This window comes from Streptomyces sp. NPDC059917, assembly GCF_042730635.1.
GTDB lineage: Bacteria > Actinomycetota > Actinomycetes > Streptomycetales > Streptomycetaceae > Streptomyces.
This window is the reverse complement of sequence record NZ_JBHWLC010000023.1, coordinates 99,292-115,587: the sequence shown is the minus strand read 5'-3', so window position 1 is coordinate 115,587 and position 16,296 is coordinate 99,292. Positions and strand designations below refer to the sequence as shown.

Here is a 16,296-nt window from a genome sequence, read left to right as displayed (position 1 = left end):
GCATCGGGGGCTGCGCCGGGGGCGCGGGCACCCGCCGGAACGACAGACCGGGCGGGGCCGCGGGGGCGGCGGGCCGGGCGCCCGGGGACAGCGGTCCGGCGGGTGCGCCGCACCGGGCCGCGGTGGCCAGGTCCTCGGGCGAGGTGGTGGCCTCGCCGTTCCCGACGAAGCAGTTCCCGGCGGCGGTCGGCGCGGTCAGGACGAGGTCGGTGCCGTTGCCGTTGGCCCGGTTGGCGCCGGTCCTGTTCCCGGTGACGGGGTAGCCGAGGACGTCGGTGAGCAGGACGCCCGCGTGCCGGTTGCCGGTGATCAGGTTGCGTTCCAGGACGTTGTCGCGGCCGCCGCCGATGCCGATCCCGATGCCGAAGCCGCCGTCCGCCTGTTCCGGGCTGGCCGCGTCGTTGTTGTCGGTGAGCGCGTTCCCGGCGAAGACGGCGCCGTGCTGCGGGGCGAGGGACTCCAGGTCGTTGGAGTTCACGGCCGCCCCGACGCGGTTGCGCCGGGAGCGGTTGCCCAGGAAGTACAGGTCCTGCGAGGCGTTGGTGACTTCGAGTCCGACCGCGTTGTGCTCGACGGTGTTGTCGCGGACGACGGTGCGGCAGGGCGAGCACTGGCCGACGTAGATCCCCGAGTCCGCGTGTCCGGAGGCGTAGGAGTGCTCGATGACGCCGTCGCTCGCGTCGAAGGCGTAGATCCCGTAGAGGGCGTTGTTGTGCGCGGTGACGTACGCGGCGCGAAAGCCGCGCAGCGGCGGGTGGACGCGGGTGTCCAGCCGCTCGTAGTGCCTGCCGCCACCGGCGCCGCTCTGGCGGGCGGTGTCGGTGACTCCGGTGATCAACAGGCCGTTCGCCAGGTGGTTCCTGACGGTCAGGTTCTCGACGGCGGAGCCCGCGCCCGTCACCGTGATCCCGTTGGCGCGCCGGAACTCGCCGTCGATCACCGTGCCGGTCCGGTCGGCTCCCCGCAGGACGACGCGGGGCGTGGAGAGGGTGACGCTCTCGTGGTAGACGCCCGGGGCGACCAGGACCAGATCGCCGGGGCGGGCCCGGTCCACGGCCTGCTGGAGGGTCGGGAAGCGGGCCGGGACGCGCAGGACGCGCGGGGTGCCGGGGCCGGGGTCGCCGGGGGCGTCGTCGGTGGGCGCGGTGCAGGCGGCGGCCCCCGCCAGGACGGTCACGGCGGTGGCGGTGGCGAGGAGGAGGGCACGGAGGCGGGATCGCATGGGAAGAGGTGTATCGTCCCGGATGCCCAGGACGCCATTTCCACCCATTTGTCAGATAACTCGGGGGTGCGGTCGTGGTCTTGCCCAGTCGTCGCGGCGTGGTCGGCGCGGTGGGCGCCGCCGGTCTCGTCGGTATGTCCGCGCTCGCGCCGGGCGGGTGCGGACCCGCCCCCACCACCCCCCGCGCCTCCCCCTCCCCCGCATCCGGTCCCGGCCCGGCCCGCGCCGTCCCCGGCCGACAGCGCGGGATCGTCGACCCCCAGCCCCGGCACGTGCTGCTGCTCGCCTACGACGCCGCGCCCGGCTCCCGCACCACGGCCGCCGTCGACACCGCTGCCGCCCGCTGGGTGCGGCTCTTCGCGCGCGAGGGCGTGAACACCGGCCCCTCGCGCACCGCCACGGTCGCCTTCGGCCCGCGCCCGTACGCTCCCGGCGGCGCCCCGGCGCCACCGCAGCCGCTGCGCCTGCCCGCCTTCGCGGGCGATCGCCTCGACCCGGAGGCGGGCGGCGGGGACGTACTGGTCCAACTCTGCGCCCCCACCGCCGAGGAGTGCGCGCGGCTGGGCCGGGCCGTGGACGGGGCGGCGGGTCCCGGCCTGCGGTCGCGCTGGCGCCAGGCGGGTACCGTCCCTGCGGCCGCGGCCGGCGAGGCCCCGCGCAACCTCCTCGGCTTCAAGGACGGCACCGCGAACCCGGACGCCCGCGAGGCCGAGCGCTCCGTGTGGATCACCCGGGGGGCGTACGAGGGCGGCTGCTACCTGGTCCTGCGCCGGATCCGGCTCAAGGTCACGGAGTTCCTGGAGCTGCCGGTCGCCCGGCAGGAGCAGGTGATCGGGCGTCGCCGGGAGAGCGGGGGGCCGCTGGGCGGCGGACCGGAACGCCAGGAGGTCGACCTGTTCGCGAAGACTCCCGAGGGGCGGTACGTGCTGCCGGCCAACTCCCATGTCCGGCTCGCGCACCCGCGCTACGACGCGGGGGCCCGGATGCTGCGCCGCGGGTACGCGTACGACAACGGGGCGGAGGACCGGGGCCTGTTGTTCCTCGCCTACCTCAACGACCCGCGGCTCTTCGCGCGCGTCCAACGGCGGCTGGCCGCGGCCGACGCCCTCGGGGCCTTCACCGAGACCTTCGGGTCGGGGCTCTACTTCGTTCCCCCGGCGGGACGGCTTCCGGACGCGGGGTGAGGTGACGCGCCTGACCCCCGGCCGCGGACGGCCGGGGGTCAGGTGTCGGGGGTCGGGTGTCAGGCGGCGGGTGTCAGGCGCCCGGGGGGCGCTTCGGGTGCTTGCCGCCCTTGCCCTTGCCCTTGTCCGGCTCGCCCCGCTCGTTGGTGAGCGTGAGCCGGATCCCGGTCCCGGCGTTGTCGACGGTCAGCGTGTGCGGGCCGCTGACCGGGCGCTCCGGGAGCCGGTAGCCCTCGGGGACCGCGGTCTCGCGCAGGTAGTAGGTGCCCAGCGCGAGCCCGGCGAAGCCGCAGTGCCCCGCGGCGTCGGTCGCACAGGCCGGGCCCGCCTTGGTGTCCGCGGGGGTGCCCGACGTCTGCAGACCGGGCCGGCCGTTGGTCTCCTGCCACAGCTCGAAGACGGCGCCGCGCAGCGGGCGCCCGGTGGTGGCGTCCTTCTTGAGGACCTCGATCCCGCCGAGTACGGCCTGGTTGGTGAGGGTCACGCGCAGCGCCTGGTCGGAGGCCTGCGCCGTCAGCACGTGCGGACCGCTGACGGCCGGGTCGGGCAGCCGGTAGCCGTGCGGGGCGGCGGTCTCCTGCCAGTAGTAGCCGCCCAGGGGCAGCCCCGTACGGGTACACAGACCGTCGCCGCCGGTGGTGCAGGCGGCGCCCACGCGGTCGTCCGCGTCGGCGCCCTCCGTCTGCAGGCCGGGGCGGCCGTTGGTCTCGCGCCACAGCTGGAACACGGCGCCCGCCAGTGGGCGGTTGGTCCCGTGGTCGGTCTTCAGGACGCTGATCGCGCCGGTGCGCGGTGCGTTGTCGACGGTGACGACGAGGCCCCGCTCCGCGTTCTGGACGGTCAGTTCGTGCGGTCCGCTGACCGGCCGTGCGGGGAGGACGTATCCGGGAGGCGCCTGGGTCTCCTGCCAGTAGTACGAGCCCAGGGGCAGCTTCTCGGTCCGGCACACCCCGTCGGCGCCCGTGGTGCAGGGGCCGCCGACCGCGGTGTCGGCGTCGGTGTCGCCGCTCTGCAGGCCGGGGCGGCCGTTGGTCTCGCGCCAGAGCTGGAACACGGCGCCCGCCAGTGGGCGGTTGGTACCGGCGTCGTGCTTGGCGACGCTCACCGAGCCGGTCGGCGGGATGTAGTAGCCCGCGTCGTGCGTGTGGTCGTTGGCGCCCGCGCGGCCGGTGCGCAGGGAGGCGGTCTGGGTGGCGGGGTCGGGGTCGGAGTCCACCGACCGGTCGGGGCCGCGCTCCTTGGCCGTCGGCACCAGGTCGGCGGGGGCGGGCTGCTCCGGGATGCCGCCGGTCTCGGCCGTCTTCACGTCGAAGGTGATCTGGTAGTCCGTGTGCGGCTCGACCTGGAAGTAGTACTCGCCCCGCCCGTTGGTCCGGGTGGTGCCGAGGACCGTTCCGGCCTTGTCCTTGAGGGTCACCGTGGCGCCGGGGATGGGCTCCTCGGTGGGGCCCTGGATCCCGTCGCGGTCGCGGTCGAACCAGACGCGGTTGCCGATCTGCACCGGCGCCTCGTCACAGAGCAGTTCCAGGTCGCCGAGGCCGTTCGCCTTGCCGAAGGAGCCGGTGCCGCCGTCGACCTGGTAGTCGTCCGAGCCCGCTCCGGTGGTGTTGTCGAACTTGCGCACCCCGCCGGAGAAGATGGTCAGCGGGTCGACGATCGTGGAGACCGTCTTAGTGAAGCGCGGTGCGAACGCGAGGCCGCCCTGGAGCGATTCGGCGAGCTGGCCCAGCGTGGAGTCGTCGTAGTAGTACTCCTTGACGCCGTCCTGCTGGGGCGGCGCGGCGCCGGACTTGAAGTGGTCGGGGCAGGCGTCGGACTCGCTGTCCCAGACCCATCCGGTGACCGTCCTGCACACGCGGGTGATGTCGCCCATCGCGGGGAAGAGGGAGCGCCGCACGGTGTCGTTGGTGCTGCCTTCCGGCGGCAGGGCCTCGTAACCGGCCTGGTCGCCGAGCCGGTCCCGGAAGCCCAGGACCATCGATCCGTCGCGGTCGAAGACGATGTCGGAGAGCAGCGGCTGCGGGAAGTTGGCCTGCTTGAACCAGGCGTACGGGTCCCAGGTGGGCAGCCAGTGGCGCCAGTGGGTGTCGCCCAGGGTGGCGGCGTAGCCCATGCCGCGCTCGGCGCCCAGCCCGTGCTCGATCACCTTCTCGAAGGCGGTGCCGTTCAGCTTGAGCACGAAGGCCCGCAGGTCCTCGTCCTTCTGCGAGGTCTCGGCGCTGCAGGTGCCGCCCACGTACACGGCTCCGTCGTGCGCGCCGAGTCCGTACGGGCGCCAGTCCGCCGCTCCCCCGGGGCAGCCCGGGTCGGGGATGGGGATGACCTGGCGGGGCGCGGCGGGCGCCCTGCCCGGACCGGCGCCGTCCGTGTCGTAGACGTACAGGCTCTTGGCCTTGAGGCCGACGGCGTAGAGGGTGCGGCCGTCGTCGGCCAGGTCGAGGTCGCCGAGGCCCTCCTTGCCGACCGCGTTGTTGATCTCCATGGTGTCGCGGGTGAGGTCGGCCGAGTGCTCGGCGTCCCCCGCGTCGGGGACGGTCGCGAAGAGCGAGGTCTTCTTGCTGCCCCGGTCGACGACGTAGATCCCGCCCGGGCCCGCGGGTCCGTAGGGCATCAGCCGCTTGGTCAGCGCACCGGTGAACAGCTGGTCGGTGTCCCGCCGGTGGGCGAGGCCGTAGGTGGCGCCGATGTCCTCGAACGTCGTCTCGTCGGCCGGCGCCGGGGAGTCGCCCGTGCGGTCGTAGGGCCACGAGACCAGGGCCCGGGTGCCGACTTGGCCCGGCGCGCTCTGGTGGTGGCAGGGGGTGGCGAGGTCCGGGTTGGCCTGGCAGTAGTCGGCGGGGTTGTGCACGCCCGTGACCACGGTGGCGTCGCCGTTCGTCACGTCGACGAACTCCACGAGGGAGGACAGGGCGGGCGCGGGGCCGCCCGCCTGCGCGGGCCGCAGGTACGGCTTGGCGGCCGGGACGACGGCCTCGACCCGGTAGCGGCCGCCGCTCAGGCCGAGGGCGCCCGGGGCCAGCACCACCTTGCCGTCGGCGCCGGTGACGCCGCGGCCGGTCCGGCCCGAGGCGTCGGTGAGCGTCACGGGGATGCCCGGTTCGCCGACCTCCAGGGCCGGGGTCCAGCTGCCGTCCGAGTCGACGTCGCGGACGACGGTCACCGTGACCGAGCCCTCCGCCCGGGCGGCCGGACCCGCGAAGGCGGGTGGCGGCGCCGCGAGGGCGGGGAGCGCGACGAGCACGGCCAGACCTCCCCACCACCGCCGGGCCCCGCGACCGGGGACTCTCAGGGGAACGCTCATGTGCCTCATTTCCGAGATCCACTGACTGTGGGCACAGGATGCGTTCCCGGGGGCTGATTGCCCGTCAGCCGTGCTGGGCGGACACTCCCTTGCCGCACGCGAGCACCCGAACGTCCGTGCCGTCGCGCGGCGCGGGCACGGGCCAGCTCACGGTGGTCTCGTCGGGGCGGCCGTAGTCCACGCCGTCGAGGCCCCATCCGTACAGCTCGCGCAGCTGGGCCATGAACCAGGCGGCGCCTTCGGAGGAGCGCGCCAATCCGGCGTGCGGGTCGGCCCACAGTTCCCGGACCCGGTCCTGGACCTTCGGGTCGAGTTCCCAGCCGTCGAGCCGGATGCGGCCCTGCTCGTCGGTGACGAGCGGCGTGGTGCCGGTGAGCTGGTCCCACAGGTCCTCCGCCTGCTGGGCGGTGGTGCGCAGGCCGTCGCCGAGGACGGTGCGGAGGAAGGCGGTGTACAGGGCGATGGAGGGGATGGCGCTGGAGGCCTGGGTGACGGCGGCGCCCGCGACGACGGTGAAGGCGCGCTGCGCGCCCGCCAGGACCGTCTCGTTCAGCTCGCCGGCGGTGTTCTCCAGGTGCTGCTTCGCGGCGCCGATGGTGCCCTGGCGGTAGACCGGGGCGGTCAGTTCGGAGCCGATGTAGGTGAGCGCGGCGGTGGTGAAGCGCTCGGCGAGCAGCGAGCGCGCGGCGAGCGCCCGGACCCACAGCTGCCAGTCGGCGCCGCCCATGACCTGCACGGTGTCGAGGGCTTCGGCTTCGGTGGCCGGCTCCAGGCGGATGCCGGTGACCGAGGGGGCGGCCTGGGAGAAGTCGAGCGCGGGGGCCTGGTAGGGCTGCCCGAGCGGCTTGATCACCGAGTGGTGGACGGTACCGGTGGCCGGGTCGGTGCGGCGGGGCGCGGCGAGGCTGTAGATCAGGTGGTCGACCCGCCCGAACCGTTCCTCGACCAGGTCGAGCACCTCGGCCTTGGCCTCGTCGGAGAAGGCGTCGGTGTTGACGAAGAGGAAGTCGCCGCCGGTCTCTTCGACGAGGCGGGCGGCGGCCGCGGTGCGGTACCAACCGGCGGTGGCGGTGCGGCGCTCGGTCTCGGCGCCTTCGTAGGCGACGCCGATGCCCCGGATCCCGTGCTGGCGCAGACCCGTGAGGAGGGTGGCGAGGCCGTATCCGGCGCTGTGGCCCAGGATCAGCACCACGGGGGCGCTGCCGTCAGTGCGGGCCGGGATCCGCTCCCACATCCGCTCGACGGTCTCGGCGGAGCCGGTGGGGTGGGAGTTCACGATCAGGAAGCCGCGCTGTTTCGGGTCGATCTGCCGGAGGCTCAAGGGGTGGGGTCCGTTCCGCTGGTGCCGAGTGGGTGTGCGAGTTCGAGGTGCCCTCTTCGGGAGCGTATCGGCGGCGCGGGACGCTCACGCCTGCAAGCGGGCTACGGAGAATCCGCCCCCACGTTGTGGGGTCCGGCATTGAGCACGCCCCGCCCGTATGAATGATCACCGGCCCGGGCCGGACCCGAGGCTGCTAGCCTCCGGCCCCCGCCGCGGTGATCAGGTCGACGAGTCCCGGCAGGCCCGCTCCGGTCAGGGCGCGGCGCTGCCGGTCGGCGGGGGTGCCTTCGCGCAGGAGGCGGTGGACGAGGGCGCTCACCTGGCGGAGGTCGCCCGCGGCCTCCAGGGCCGGGGTGATGTGGCGCAGCAGCGAGCACAACGTGTCGCCGCTGCTGTGCGGGTGCCCGTACGGGTCCGTCAGCGTGCCGTTCAGCCCGTACCGGGCGGCGTGCCAGGTGCCCGCTTGCAGCAGCTCCGGATCCAGCGTCCTCGACGGGGCGCCGGCCTCCTCCTCGGCGATCGCCGTGGCGACCAGGGCGCGGACGATCCCGGCGAGCATGACCGCGTCGTCGGCCCGCAGTTGGACGTCCGGGCAGCGCACCTCGACGGTGGGGTAGCGGTCGGAGAGCCGGGCCTGCCAGTACACCTGGCCCCGGTCGGCGATCACCCCGGCGGCGACCAGGGCCTCCAGGCGCCGTTCGTAGTCGGCGGCGTCGGCGAAGGCGGGCGGCGGACCGCTGACGGGCCAGCGGCCGAAGACGATGGTGCGCCAGCTCGCGAACCCGGTGTCCCGGCCCTCCCACACGGGCGAGTTGGCGGACATGGCCAGGAGCGTCGGCAGCCACCCGCGGATCCGGTTCAGCACCGCGACGCCGGTCTGCCGATCGGGAACCGCCACGTGGACGTGCATCCCGCAGATGAGGTGCTCGTCGACCAGTTGCCGGGCCGCGCCCCCGATCCGCAGGTAGCGCGGCGTCGGTGTCACGGGTACGGGGAGGGGGCCCCGCAGCGGCGCGGCGCCCGTGGCCGCGATCCGGCAGCCGCTGTCCTCGGCGGCCGAGGCCACGGCGTGCCGCAGGCGCAGCAGGTGGCCCCCGACCTCCGCCAGGCTCGTGCACACGGAGGTGGCCACCTCGACCTGGGCCTGGAGCAGCTCGTCCTGCACCTCGTCGGGGTCCGCGACGGCGCCGAGGCCGGCGGCCCGGCGCACCTCCTCGCCCAGGGGTGCGGGCAGCCCCGTGGCGGGGTCCAGGAGGACGTACTCCTCTTCGACGCCGACGGTGATCACCTGACGCGGCTACCCCGGATGCGCCGTGATCATTCCTACCGGGCGGCTCCGTACAGCACTCCGCCCGCCCCGGGGTCCGTGACTCCGGGGCGGGCGGACGGTGTCGCGCGGATCAGGCGGCGGTGATGTTCTCCGCCTGCGGGCCCTTCTGGCCCTGCGTGATGTCGAAGGTCACGGCCTGGCCCTCCTGCAGCTCACGGTAGCCCGTGGAGTTGATGTTGGAGTAGTGCGCGAAGACGTCGGGGCCGCCGCCGTCCTGCGCGATGAAGCCGAAGCCCTTTTCGGAGTTGAACCACTTCACGGTTCCGCTGGCCATGATGATGCCTCTCAGTCGATGTCGGATCCGCACCGCGCGGACCCGGAGGTGATCGCCCTGGTCCGGCACTGCACAGCAAAACGCCCACGCCAGGGCGCGGGCAGGAACTGCGAACCACGACAGCTGGAAGAGAAGCTACACGGCGAATGCGCCCGTCACCAGAGAGCTACGATCACCGCTTGCAGACGATTCTCGGCGCGCGGATCGCTCGGGTCCACGTCGCGGTCGCGACTGTGTCAGTTCCCCGGCCCGCGCGAGGCCCGTACGGCACCGGCCTCGGCGCGGTGGACGTGGTCGGCGATCAGGCCGGCGACCTCGGGCCACAGCTCCTGCGGCAGGTGGTGGGCCATCTCCCGCAGGACCACGAGTTCGGCCCCCGCGACGGCGGCGGCCGTGGCCCGACCACCGCTCACGTCGCACACGCGGTCGCGGGCGCCGTGCACCACGAGGGTGGGCACGCGCAGGGACCGCAGCCGCGCGGTCCGGTCGCCCGTGGCCACCACCGCGAGGCCCTGGCGCCGCATGCCGAGCGCGTCGTAGCCGCGGTCGAAGACCCGTCCGGCCCGCTCGGCCGCGGCGGCCCCGTCGAAGGGGAGGGTGGGCGAGGCGGCGAGGCGCAGGGCCCGCACCTGCCACCGCACGAATTCCTCCCGGTCCGACGGCGGCCCTCCCAGTCCGGCGAAGAGCGAGAAATCGGCCTCCCCCACGCCGGGTTCCCCGGTCGTGGTCATCATCGAGGTCAGTGACCGCACCCGGTCCGGGTGCTCGATCGCGACCATCTGGGCGATCATCCCGCCCATGGAGGATCCGACGAGGTGCACCTGGGTCAGCGCGAGCGCGTCGAGCAGGCCGACGGTGTCGGCCGCCAGGTCGGAGAGCGAGTAGGACGCCGTCGAGAGGTCTCCCGCCAGGGCCGCCGGGAAGTCCGGCACGGGCGCGTCCGGGAAGTGCGTCGACCGGCCGCTGTCCCGGGTGTCGAACCGGATCACCTGGAGGCCGCGATCGACCAGCTCCCGGCAGAACCCTTCCGGCCAGTTGATCATCTGCGCTCCCGCTCCCATGATCAGGACGGCGGGCGGCGCACCGGGGGCGCCGAAGCGTTCGTAGGCGATGTCGATGCCGGCCGGGCCGACGCCGTGCGCTCTTTGTTCCGACATGACCGGCACGGTATCCCGCGCCCGCGGTGCCCGGCGGCACCCCGCCGCCCCGTGGGTGACCCTTCGCATGCATGTGCCGATGGGAACGCGGGCGCACCGCGCCCTAGAGTGACGCGCTGCCCGCCGCTCCGGGGCGCGGCGGGGGACGACGGGTCCACGATGCGTTCGGCGACGAGGGAGACCACTCATGGCCAGTGCGTTTCAGGAGCGCAAGCTCCGGGGGATGTTCGCGGCGTTCGACGCGGACGGGGACGGCTACCTGCGCGAGGGGGACTTCAGGGCGCTCGTCGCCCGGTGGAGCCTCCTGCCGCGCGTGGGGGCCGGTACGGAGCTGCGGGCGCGGGTGGAGGCCCTGCTGATGGGGTGGTGGGCGGCGCTGCTGGAGGCCGGGGACGCGAACGGCGACGGCGCGGTCGACATGGCCGAGCTGCTGTCCCTCGTGGACCGGCTGCCCGCCATGGTGGCCGACGTCACCGCGACCGCGCACACGGTCTTCGACGCGGTGGACGCGAACGGCGACGGCCGCATCTCGCCGCAGGAGCACCACCGGCTCGTCGAGACGTGGAACGGACGCCCGGTCGACGTCGCGGGCGTCTTCGAGCGGCTCGACCTGAACGGCGACGGACACCTCGACCGCGCGGAGTTCGCCACGCTGTGGGAGCAGTTCTGGATCAGTGACGATCCGGCGGAGCCGGGCAACTGGCTGTGCGGCCGGATCCCCGAACAGTGAGGGAGCCGCCGCCGAGCACTCCCCAACTCCCCTTTCCGGAAGGGAACTTCGCAGATGATGTTGCATCGCCCGATCGGCTGGCGGATCGCGTCGTGGCTTGTAATGATCTCTGGATCGCCGGCGAGCGCCGCGCGTCATCGAGGAGTCCTCCATGCCCACTCTGCCCTGGACCGTGCCCAACGCCCCCTCAGGACATGAGACCGCGCTGATCATGGCGTCGCGCTTCGAGGTCCGCAGCTTCAAGGACGTCCCGCGCTTCTTCTTCCACTCCCTGATGGTGTGGCGCCAGGTCCGCAAGGCCCCGGGGGCCTTCGGCGCCTCGCTCGTCGCCCGCCCCCTGAAGCGCACGTTCCAGACCCTGTCCGCCTGGGAGGGTCGTGAGCAGCTCACGACCTTCGTCAAGGCGGAGCCGCACCGCTCCACCATGACATCGATGCGCCCCACGATGAGCGGCTCCACCTTCGTCTTCTGGGACGCCGACGCCGCGCAGCTCCCGATCAGTTGGGCCGAGGCCGAGCGGCGGATCGACGAGCAGGCGGCGAAGGACGCGCAGCGCGACGCCCAGGGGGAACCGACCGGCTGATCCGACCGGTCCGGTCCCGTCTCAGGAGTCCTCCTCCTCGACCTTGAAGGTGTGGAACCCGCGACGGTGGTAGTTGGGCAACGCCTTCGGGTTGTCCGCGGAGGACGTGTGCAGCCACACCCTGCGCACCCCCGGGACCAGGTCCCACCCCTGCCGGATCGCGAGGGTGAGCGCATGACCGCCGAGACCCTTGCCGGTGCTTTCCGGCAGCAACCCGAAGGTCCTGATCTCCACGTCGCCGCCCGGGTGGACGTCGTAGCAGACCGCGCCGATCGGCTCGTCCGCCAAGGTCAGCAGCCAACACGTGCGCCGCGGGTGCTCGACGAACCACGCCCGCCACTCCTGCGGGCCGCGCCGGGCGCTGCGCCACTGGTAGGGCGCTCCGATCCTGGCCATCACGTCGGAGACCAACGGCAGGTCCCCTTCGGCGGCGATCAGGGCCATGCCCGGAACGGGTGTGCCGGGAGCCAGACGGCTCCGGTCGGTCATCTCGACGTACGTCACGGTCTTCTTCACCCGGGCCAGGCTACGTTCCCCCGCACACATGCGTGCGGGCGACCGGAGGAGTGCGACGAAGTTTACGGGGAAGGAACTGCGGGTGTCCGATGGCGCATAGCATCTGGCAGCAACACCGTGAGGTACGAGGAGAGTGAGCCGCAATGGCCAACGAGCCCGACAGCACGCCCATCCACAACGTGTACGCGCAGCGGTTCGCCGCAGATCTCGAAGTCAACCGCAAGGAACAGGAAGTCATCACCGCGCAGCTCACGGATCTCGGGGCGCGCTTGGAGCAGTTGAAGTCCGACGAGGGCTGGCTCTCCGGCATGCAGGGCACACTGCCCACGGCGTCGGTGGCACCGGTGCCCGTCGCTCCGGACGCCGACACCACGGTCGTCCCCCGGCCCCGGGCGGCGGCGAAGAAGGCCACGGCGGGCACGGCGGGCACCAAGACGGCACGGCCCAGGAAGACCGCGGCCAAGGCCAAGTCCCCCGCCCCGGCCCCCGTGGTGGCGGAGACCGCCGCCGTCGCGGAGACCGCCGCCGTGGCGGAGACCGCCGCGCCCGCGAAGGCCGCCGCTCCGGCCAAGGCCACGGCGCGCAAGGCGGCCCCGCGCAAGGCCCCCGCGCGCAAGAGCGCGGCGCCCGCGGCGAAGACGGCGAAGGCCACGAAGGCCACCAAGGCGAGCGCCGAGAAGGAGCCCGCGGCGAGCGCGGCGACCGGCGCCACCGAGTCCCCGCGGCGGGAACTCGTCCTGGCCCTCCTCGTCAGCGCCGCGGAACCCCGCATGGTCAGCGAGGTCGCCAGCGACCTGGCGCAGGCGCACCCCGAACGCCCCGCCTCCACCCAGGTGGTGCGCAACACCTTGGAGCTCCTCGCCAAGAAGGGGCTCATCGAGAAGGAGAACAAGCAGGGTTCGGTCATGTACTCCGCGCCCCGGCCCGGGGTACCGGCACAGCCGGCCGCGGCGACCCCGACGGCCGGTGCGACCGAGGCGACCGAGGCGACCGGTTCGGCGGGCGGGAGCGCCGCCGTCCCCGCTCCCGCAGAGGTCTGATCCGACCGCGCCCGGCGCTCCCCGGCGACCTCCACGGTCGTCCGGGGAGCGGTGGTGCGTCTACGCGGGCGGCGGCAACCGCAGCGCCAGGCCGTCGAGGACGACCTCCAACCCGTAGGCGAACTTGACCTCGCGGATCTCGGCGGGGTCGACGCCCTCGACCGGGGCGTAGGCCTCGGTGAGGTGCTCACGGTCCGCCACGGCCACCCGCGCGGCGGGCATGAGGCGGGCGACGAAACCGGCTTCGGTCTCGCCCGAGCGCGCGACGGTGGTCAACCAGGCCGCCTCGGTGGTGCTCATGCCGATGACGTAGCCCAGGACGGTGTCGATGGCGCGGCTCGGCTCCGGGAATCCGGCGGCGTCGAAGAGGGCCGCCAGCCGGTCGGAGAAGGACATGAGGTTCGGGCCGAGATAGGCGAGGCCCGCCTGGCCGAGGACCGAGGCCAACCACGGGTGGCCCAGGGCCGTACCGCGGAAGGACAGGGCCGCCTCGCTGACCGCCGCGCGCCAGTCCTCCCGCGCGCGCTGCGGTGACGGGACGCGGATTTCGGCGCAGACCTCGTCCACCGCCAGTTCCATCAACTCCTCCTTGGTCGCGACGTGTCGGTACAAGGAGGTCGCGCCCGCCTTCAATCGGGCGCCGAGCTTGCGCATGCTGAGCGCGTCGATGCCCTCGGCGTCCAGCATGATCACCGCCTCGCGGACGATCGCGCCCCGGTTCAGCGAGGGTTGCTGCACCTCGCGCCGCTGACGGGCCCATACGGACGGGATCGGGTTCGCGTCGCTCTCCGCGGTCATGAGGACTCCTCTTCTGCGCACATCGTTCGCATCCAGCGTACACATCCCGACCCTTGCGCACACTGTTCCGCGATGCGTACAGTGTGCGCATCGAAGGAACGGTGTGCTCAGCCCGGAAGGACGTCCCATGGAAACCCGCAACCCACGTCGTTGGTGGATCCTCATCGTGCTCTGCCTCAGCACACTGGTCCTGGTCGTCGACAGCATGGCCCTGACCGTCGCCGTGCCCTCGATGACCGCCGACATCGGGGCGAGCGCCCAGGACACGCAGTGGATCCTCGACTCCTACATCCTGGTCTTCGCGGGGCTGCTGCTCACCGCCGGAAGCCTCGGCGACCGGTTCGGCCGCCGGAAGGTCATGGTCATCGGCCTGCTGCTCTTCGGGGTGGCCTCGCTGGCCGCGACCTACTGCACCACCCCCGGCGAAGTCATCGCCGCACGCACCGCGATGGGCGTCGGCGGCGCGCTGATCATGCCCTCGACCCTGTCGATCCTCATCACCGTCTTCGACGAGGAGGAACGCGGCAGGGCGATGGCCGCCTGGGGCGCGGTGTCCATGCTGGGGCTGGTCGGGAGTCCCGTGCTCGGCGGCGTCCTGATCAACCACTTCTCGTGGCACTCGATCTTCTTCATCAACGTCCCGGTCGTCGCCCTGGCCGTCCTCGCCGCCTTCACCCTCATGCCGGAGTCCAAGGGGCCGTGGCAGAAGCCCGATCCGCTGGGCGCGGTGCTGTCGGCGGTCGGCATGACCGCCCTGATCTGGTGGATCATCGAGATCCCGCAGCACGGGGCCTTCGGCGGCCGCTCCGCCGTCACCCTGGGCGTCGCGGTGGTCGCCCTGGTCGGGTTCGTGGTCTGGGAGAACGCCACCCCCGCGCCGATGGTGCCGCTGGCGCTCTTCAAGCACCGCAACTTCAGCGGTGGTTCGCTCTCGCTGACCCTCGTGCAGATCGGCAACGGCGGTCTGCTCCTGGTCCTCACCCAGTACCTGCAGTTCGTCCTCGGCTACTCGCCCGTGAAGGCCGGGCTCGCGTTCGTACCGCTCGCCGTCGCCGCGCTCATCGGCAACGGCGCCGGGGCCGGGCTCGCCGCGAAGGTCGGCCACCGCCTCCTGGTGCTGACCGGCATGGTCGTCATGGCCGCAGCCTTCGGTCTGCTGGCCACCGTGTCGGCCACCTCCGGCTTCACCGTCCCGGCCGTCTCCCTCGGCCTGCTCGGTCTCGGCGCGGGTCTGGCGATGCCCGCGGCGGTCGGCGCCCTCATGGGGACCATCCCGCAGGACAAGGCCGGGGTCGGCTCCGCTCTCAACGACACCATCCAGCAGGCCGGTACGGCCCTCGGCATCGCCATCCTCGGTTCACTCCTGACCAGCGGCTTCACCCGGCAGATGCCGGCGGACGCCCCCGAGGCGGCGAAGCACTCGATCGGCGGCGCGCTGGCGGTGGCCGGGGGCGACGACGCTCTGGTCCGGGCGGCCCGGGACGCCTTCACCACCTCGATGTCGACCACCTTCACCATCAGCGCGATCGGCGTCCTCGCCGCCGCCGTCCTGGCCGCCGTCGTCATGCGGGACGTCCGGCCGCGGCCCGCGGCGGCCCCCGCCGAGGAGCGCGAGCTCGTCGCCTGATCCGCCGCTCCGGGCGCGACGCGGCCGGTGCCCCGACGGGGCACCGGCCGCCGTGCGTCGCGGGCCCTCAGGCGTCCAGGGTCAGGTCGCCGGCGGGGACGGACTGGCAGGTGAGGCAGTCGTCCTCGGGGAGGTCCTCGGACGGCGTGACGAGGTGGGTGACCGCACCCTTGAGGACGGGGGTCACGCAGCTCTCGCACTGGCCCACGCGGCATCCGCTGGCCATCTTCACCCCGGCCTTCTCCCCGAGGGCCAGCAGCGTTCCGTCCTTCTTGGTCCAGGTGACCTCCTTGCCGGACCGTCCGAAGCGGACGGTGAAGGAGGCGTCGTCGGGGACGGTCACCTCGCGGACGGCGGGGCGGAACCTCTCGCTGAAGACCTCGAAGCGGGGGACGCCCCGCCGCCTCAGCGCCCCGGTGAGGGCGTCCGTCATCGCGGCGGGACCGCAGAGGTAGAAGCGGGCCCGGCCGTCCAGGAGGGCGGGGTCGATGTGGTCGGCCGTGATGTGGCCGGTGACCGTGTGGTCGCTTCCCAGGAGGTCCTGCGCGAGGGGTTGGGCGTAGTGCGTGACCACGCGCAACGCCGGTATCGATGCCTGGAGTTCGCGCAGCCGCGCGCGGTACGGGTGGTCGGCGGAGTTGGCCGCGCCGTAGTGGAGGACGACCTCGGGGACGGTGCCGCCCGTGGCGGCGAGGGTTTCGAGGTAGCTCATGAAGGGCGTGATGCCGATGCCCCCGGCGAGGAGGACGACCGGGTGGCGGGTGTGGGTGGGGATCGCGAACAAACCGGCGGGGGTGGCCAGGTGGAGCCTGTCCCCCACCGCCAGCTCCCGGTGGACGTAGCCGGAGAAGGTTCCGTCGGGGACGTGCCGGATGCCCAGGTGGTAGGCCGTACGGTCGGCCTGGACCGCGGGGCCGGTGAGGGAGTACGAGCGTGCGCCGCGCTCCTCGGAGAGGCCCCCGGCGGCGTCCTCGGCGCGGACCGTGAGGTGCTGGCCCGGCCGGTAGTCGGGCAGGGCTCCGCCGTCGACCGGCGCCAGTTCCAGGGTGCGTACGCCCGCGCCCTCCGCGCCGATCGCGGTGACGGTGAAGGGGCGGGTACCGGACCAGCTGGGGTGGGGGGCCCCGGGCGGCCGCCCGGGCGCGCGCCCCCCCCCGGGCCGGGGGGCCCCCCCCCGCCGGCGGGGGGTGTGGGGGGGGGGGGGTGGGGCGGG

15 protein-coding genes (1 of these 15 only partly in view) are annotated in these 16,296 nt (G+C 73.5%); 5 read left to right on the top strand and 10 right to left on the bottom strand.

Features of this window, described 5'->3' with window-relative positions; translation table 11 throughout:
• A partial coding sequence (locus tag ACFWAR_RS16225; protein WP_385777466.1) for a nitrous oxide reductase family maturation protein NosD occupies positions 1-1,222 on the bottom strand: 1,222 nt, incomplete at its 3' end.
• Positions 1,223-1,302: 80 nt separating this feature from the next.
• Between ACFWAR_RS16225 and ACFWAR_RS16220 the strand changes: the two genes are divergently transcribed.
• Complete coding sequence (locus ACFWAR_RS16220) at positions 1,303-2,406, top strand: Dyp-type peroxidase (RefSeq protein ID WP_385777464.1); 1,104 nt, start codon at positions 1,303-1,305, stop codon at positions 2,404-2,406.
• 73 nt (positions 2,407-2,479) lie between these two features.
• Here ACFWAR_RS16220 and ACFWAR_RS16215 read toward each other — a convergent pair whose 3' ends face one another.
• From ACFWAR_RS16215 to ACFWAR_RS16195, 5 genes are all read right to left on the bottom strand, one after another.
• On the bottom strand, positions 2,480-5,707 hold the full coding sequence (locus ACFWAR_RS16215; RefSeq protein ID WP_385777462.1) for a collagen binding domain-containing protein: 3,228 nt from the start codon (positions 5,705-5,707) through the stop codon (positions 2,480-2,482).
• A 64-nt stretch (positions 5,708-5,771) separates the two neighbouring features.
• A complete protein-coding gene (locus ACFWAR_RS16210) occupies positions 5,772-7,028 on the bottom strand; it encodes an enoyl-[acyl-carrier-protein] reductase FabV (RefSeq protein WP_385777460.1) in 1,257 nt (418 codons plus the stop codon).
• A gap of 193 nt (positions 7,029-7,221) precedes the next feature.
• Positions 7,222-8,316, bottom strand: a complete 1,095-nt coding sequence (locus ACFWAR_RS16205; protein ID WP_385777458.1) for a glutamate--cysteine ligase — start codon at positions 8,314-8,316, stop codon at positions 7,222-7,224.
• 112 nt (positions 8,317-8,428) lie between these two features.
• The gene (locus ACFWAR_RS16200; protein ID WP_328929665.1) at positions 8,429-8,632 is read right to left on the bottom strand and encodes a cold-shock protein; all 204 of its coding nucleotides are present in this window, start codon (positions 8,630-8,632) and stop codon (positions 8,429-8,431) included.
• A 236-nt stretch (positions 8,633-8,868) separates the two neighbouring features.
• Positions 8,869-9,789, bottom strand: coding sequence for an alpha/beta fold hydrolase (locus tag ACFWAR_RS16195; RefSeq protein ID WP_385777456.1), 921 nt, complete (start codon positions 9,787-9,789; stop codon positions 8,869-8,871).
• A 187-nt stretch (positions 9,790-9,976) separates the two neighbouring features.
• Here ACFWAR_RS16195 and ACFWAR_RS16190 point away from each other — a divergent pair, with 187 nt between their 5' ends.
• Positions 9,977-10,519, top strand: a complete 543-nt coding sequence (locus ACFWAR_RS16190; protein ID WP_385777454.1) for an EF-hand domain-containing protein — start codon at positions 9,977-9,979, stop codon at positions 10,517-10,519.
• A gap of 151 nt (positions 10,520-10,670) precedes the next feature.
• Positions 10,671-11,102 (top strand): DUF3291 domain-containing protein, encoded by a 432-nt coding sequence (locus ACFWAR_RS16185; protein WP_385777452.1) that lies wholly within the window; start codon positions 10,671-10,673, stop codon positions 11,100-11,102.
• A 21-nt stretch (positions 11,103-11,123) separates the two neighbouring features.
• Here ACFWAR_RS16185 and ACFWAR_RS16180 read toward each other — a convergent pair whose 3' ends face one another.
• Entirely contained in the window at positions 11,124-11,618 is a 495-nt protein-coding gene (locus ACFWAR_RS16180; RefSeq protein WP_385777450.1) for a GNAT family N-acetyltransferase, read from the bottom strand.
• 143 nt (positions 11,619-11,761) lie between these two features.
• Here ACFWAR_RS16180 and ACFWAR_RS16175 point away from each other — a divergent pair, with 143 nt between their 5' ends.
• Positions 11,762-12,658, top strand: a complete 897-nt coding sequence (locus ACFWAR_RS16175; protein WP_385777448.1) for a hypothetical protein — start codon at positions 11,762-11,764, stop codon at positions 12,656-12,658.
• Positions 12,659-12,718: 60 nt separating this feature from the next.
• Here ACFWAR_RS16175 and ACFWAR_RS16170 read toward each other — a convergent pair whose 3' ends face one another.
• Positions 12,719-13,456 (bottom strand): TetR/AcrR family transcriptional regulator, encoded by a 738-nt coding sequence (locus tag ACFWAR_RS16170; RefSeq protein WP_385777445.1) that lies wholly within the window; start codon positions 13,454-13,456, stop codon positions 12,719-12,721.
• A gap of 127 nt (positions 13,457-13,583) precedes the next feature.
• On the opposite strand from ACFWAR_RS16170, the gene ACFWAR_RS16165 reads away from it, so the two are divergent.
• On the top strand, positions 13,584-15,083 hold the full coding sequence (locus tag ACFWAR_RS16165) for an MFS transporter (RefSeq protein ID WP_385777443.1): 1,500 nt from the start codon (positions 13,584-13,586) through the stop codon (positions 15,081-15,083).
• A gap of 67 nt (positions 15,084-15,150) precedes the next feature.
• Here ACFWAR_RS16165 and ACFWAR_RS16160 read toward each other — a convergent pair whose 3' ends face one another.
• Entirely contained in the window at positions 15,151-15,795 is a 645-nt protein-coding gene (locus ACFWAR_RS16160; protein ID WP_385777441.1) for a flavin reductase family protein, read from the bottom strand.
• A protein-coding gene (locus ACFWAR_RS16155) for a molybdopterin-dependent oxidoreductase (RefSeq protein ID WP_385777439.1) crosses the window boundary here: on the bottom strand, positions 15,792-16,296 show its final stretch. 2,486 nt of this gene lie beyond the right edge of the window; 505 of the gene's 2,991 nt are visible here — the last part of the coding sequence; the start codon falls outside the window, past its right edge; the stop codon is at positions 15,792-15,794. The genes ACFWAR_RS16160 and ACFWAR_RS16155 overlap by 4 nt, the downstream gene beginning before the upstream one ends.

Bases quoted from the DNA above. Each gene is read 5' to 3' on its own strand.
- ACFWAR_RS16215 (WP_385777462.1), bottom strand. From the start codon at position 5,707: ATGAGCGTTCCCCTGAGAGTCCCCGGTCGCGGGGCCCGGCGGTGGTGG.
- ACFWAR_RS16200 (WP_328929665.1), bottom strand. From the start codon at position 8,632: ATGGCCAGCGGAACCGTGAAGTGGTTCAACTCCGAAAAGGGCTTCGGC.
- ACFWAR_RS16195 (WP_385777456.1), bottom strand. From the start codon at position 9,789: ATGTCGGAACAAAGAGCGCACGGCGTCGGCCCGGCCGGCATCGACATC.
- ACFWAR_RS16190 (WP_385777454.1), top strand. From the start codon at position 9,977: ATGGCCAGTGCGTTTCAGGAGCGCAAGCTCCGGGGGATGTTCGCGGCG.
- ACFWAR_RS16185 (WP_385777452.1), top strand. From the start codon at position 10,671: ATGCCCACTCTGCCCTGGACCGTGCCCAACGCCCCCTCAGGACATGAG.
- ACFWAR_RS16175 (WP_385777448.1), top strand. From the start codon at position 11,762: ATGGCCAACGAGCCCGACAGCACGCCCATCCACAACGTGTACGCGCAG.
- ACFWAR_RS16170 (WP_385777445.1), bottom strand. From the start codon at position 13,456: ATGACCGCGGAGAGCGACGCGAACCCGATCCCGTCCGTATGGGCCCGT.
- ACFWAR_RS16165 (WP_385777443.1), top strand. From the start codon at position 13,584: ATGGAAACCCGCAACCCACGTCGTTGGTGGATCCTCATCGTGCTCTGC.
- ACFWAR_RS16160 (WP_385777441.1), bottom strand. From the start codon at position 15,795: ATGAGCTACCTCGAAACCCTCGCCGCCACGGGCGGCACCGTCCCCGAG.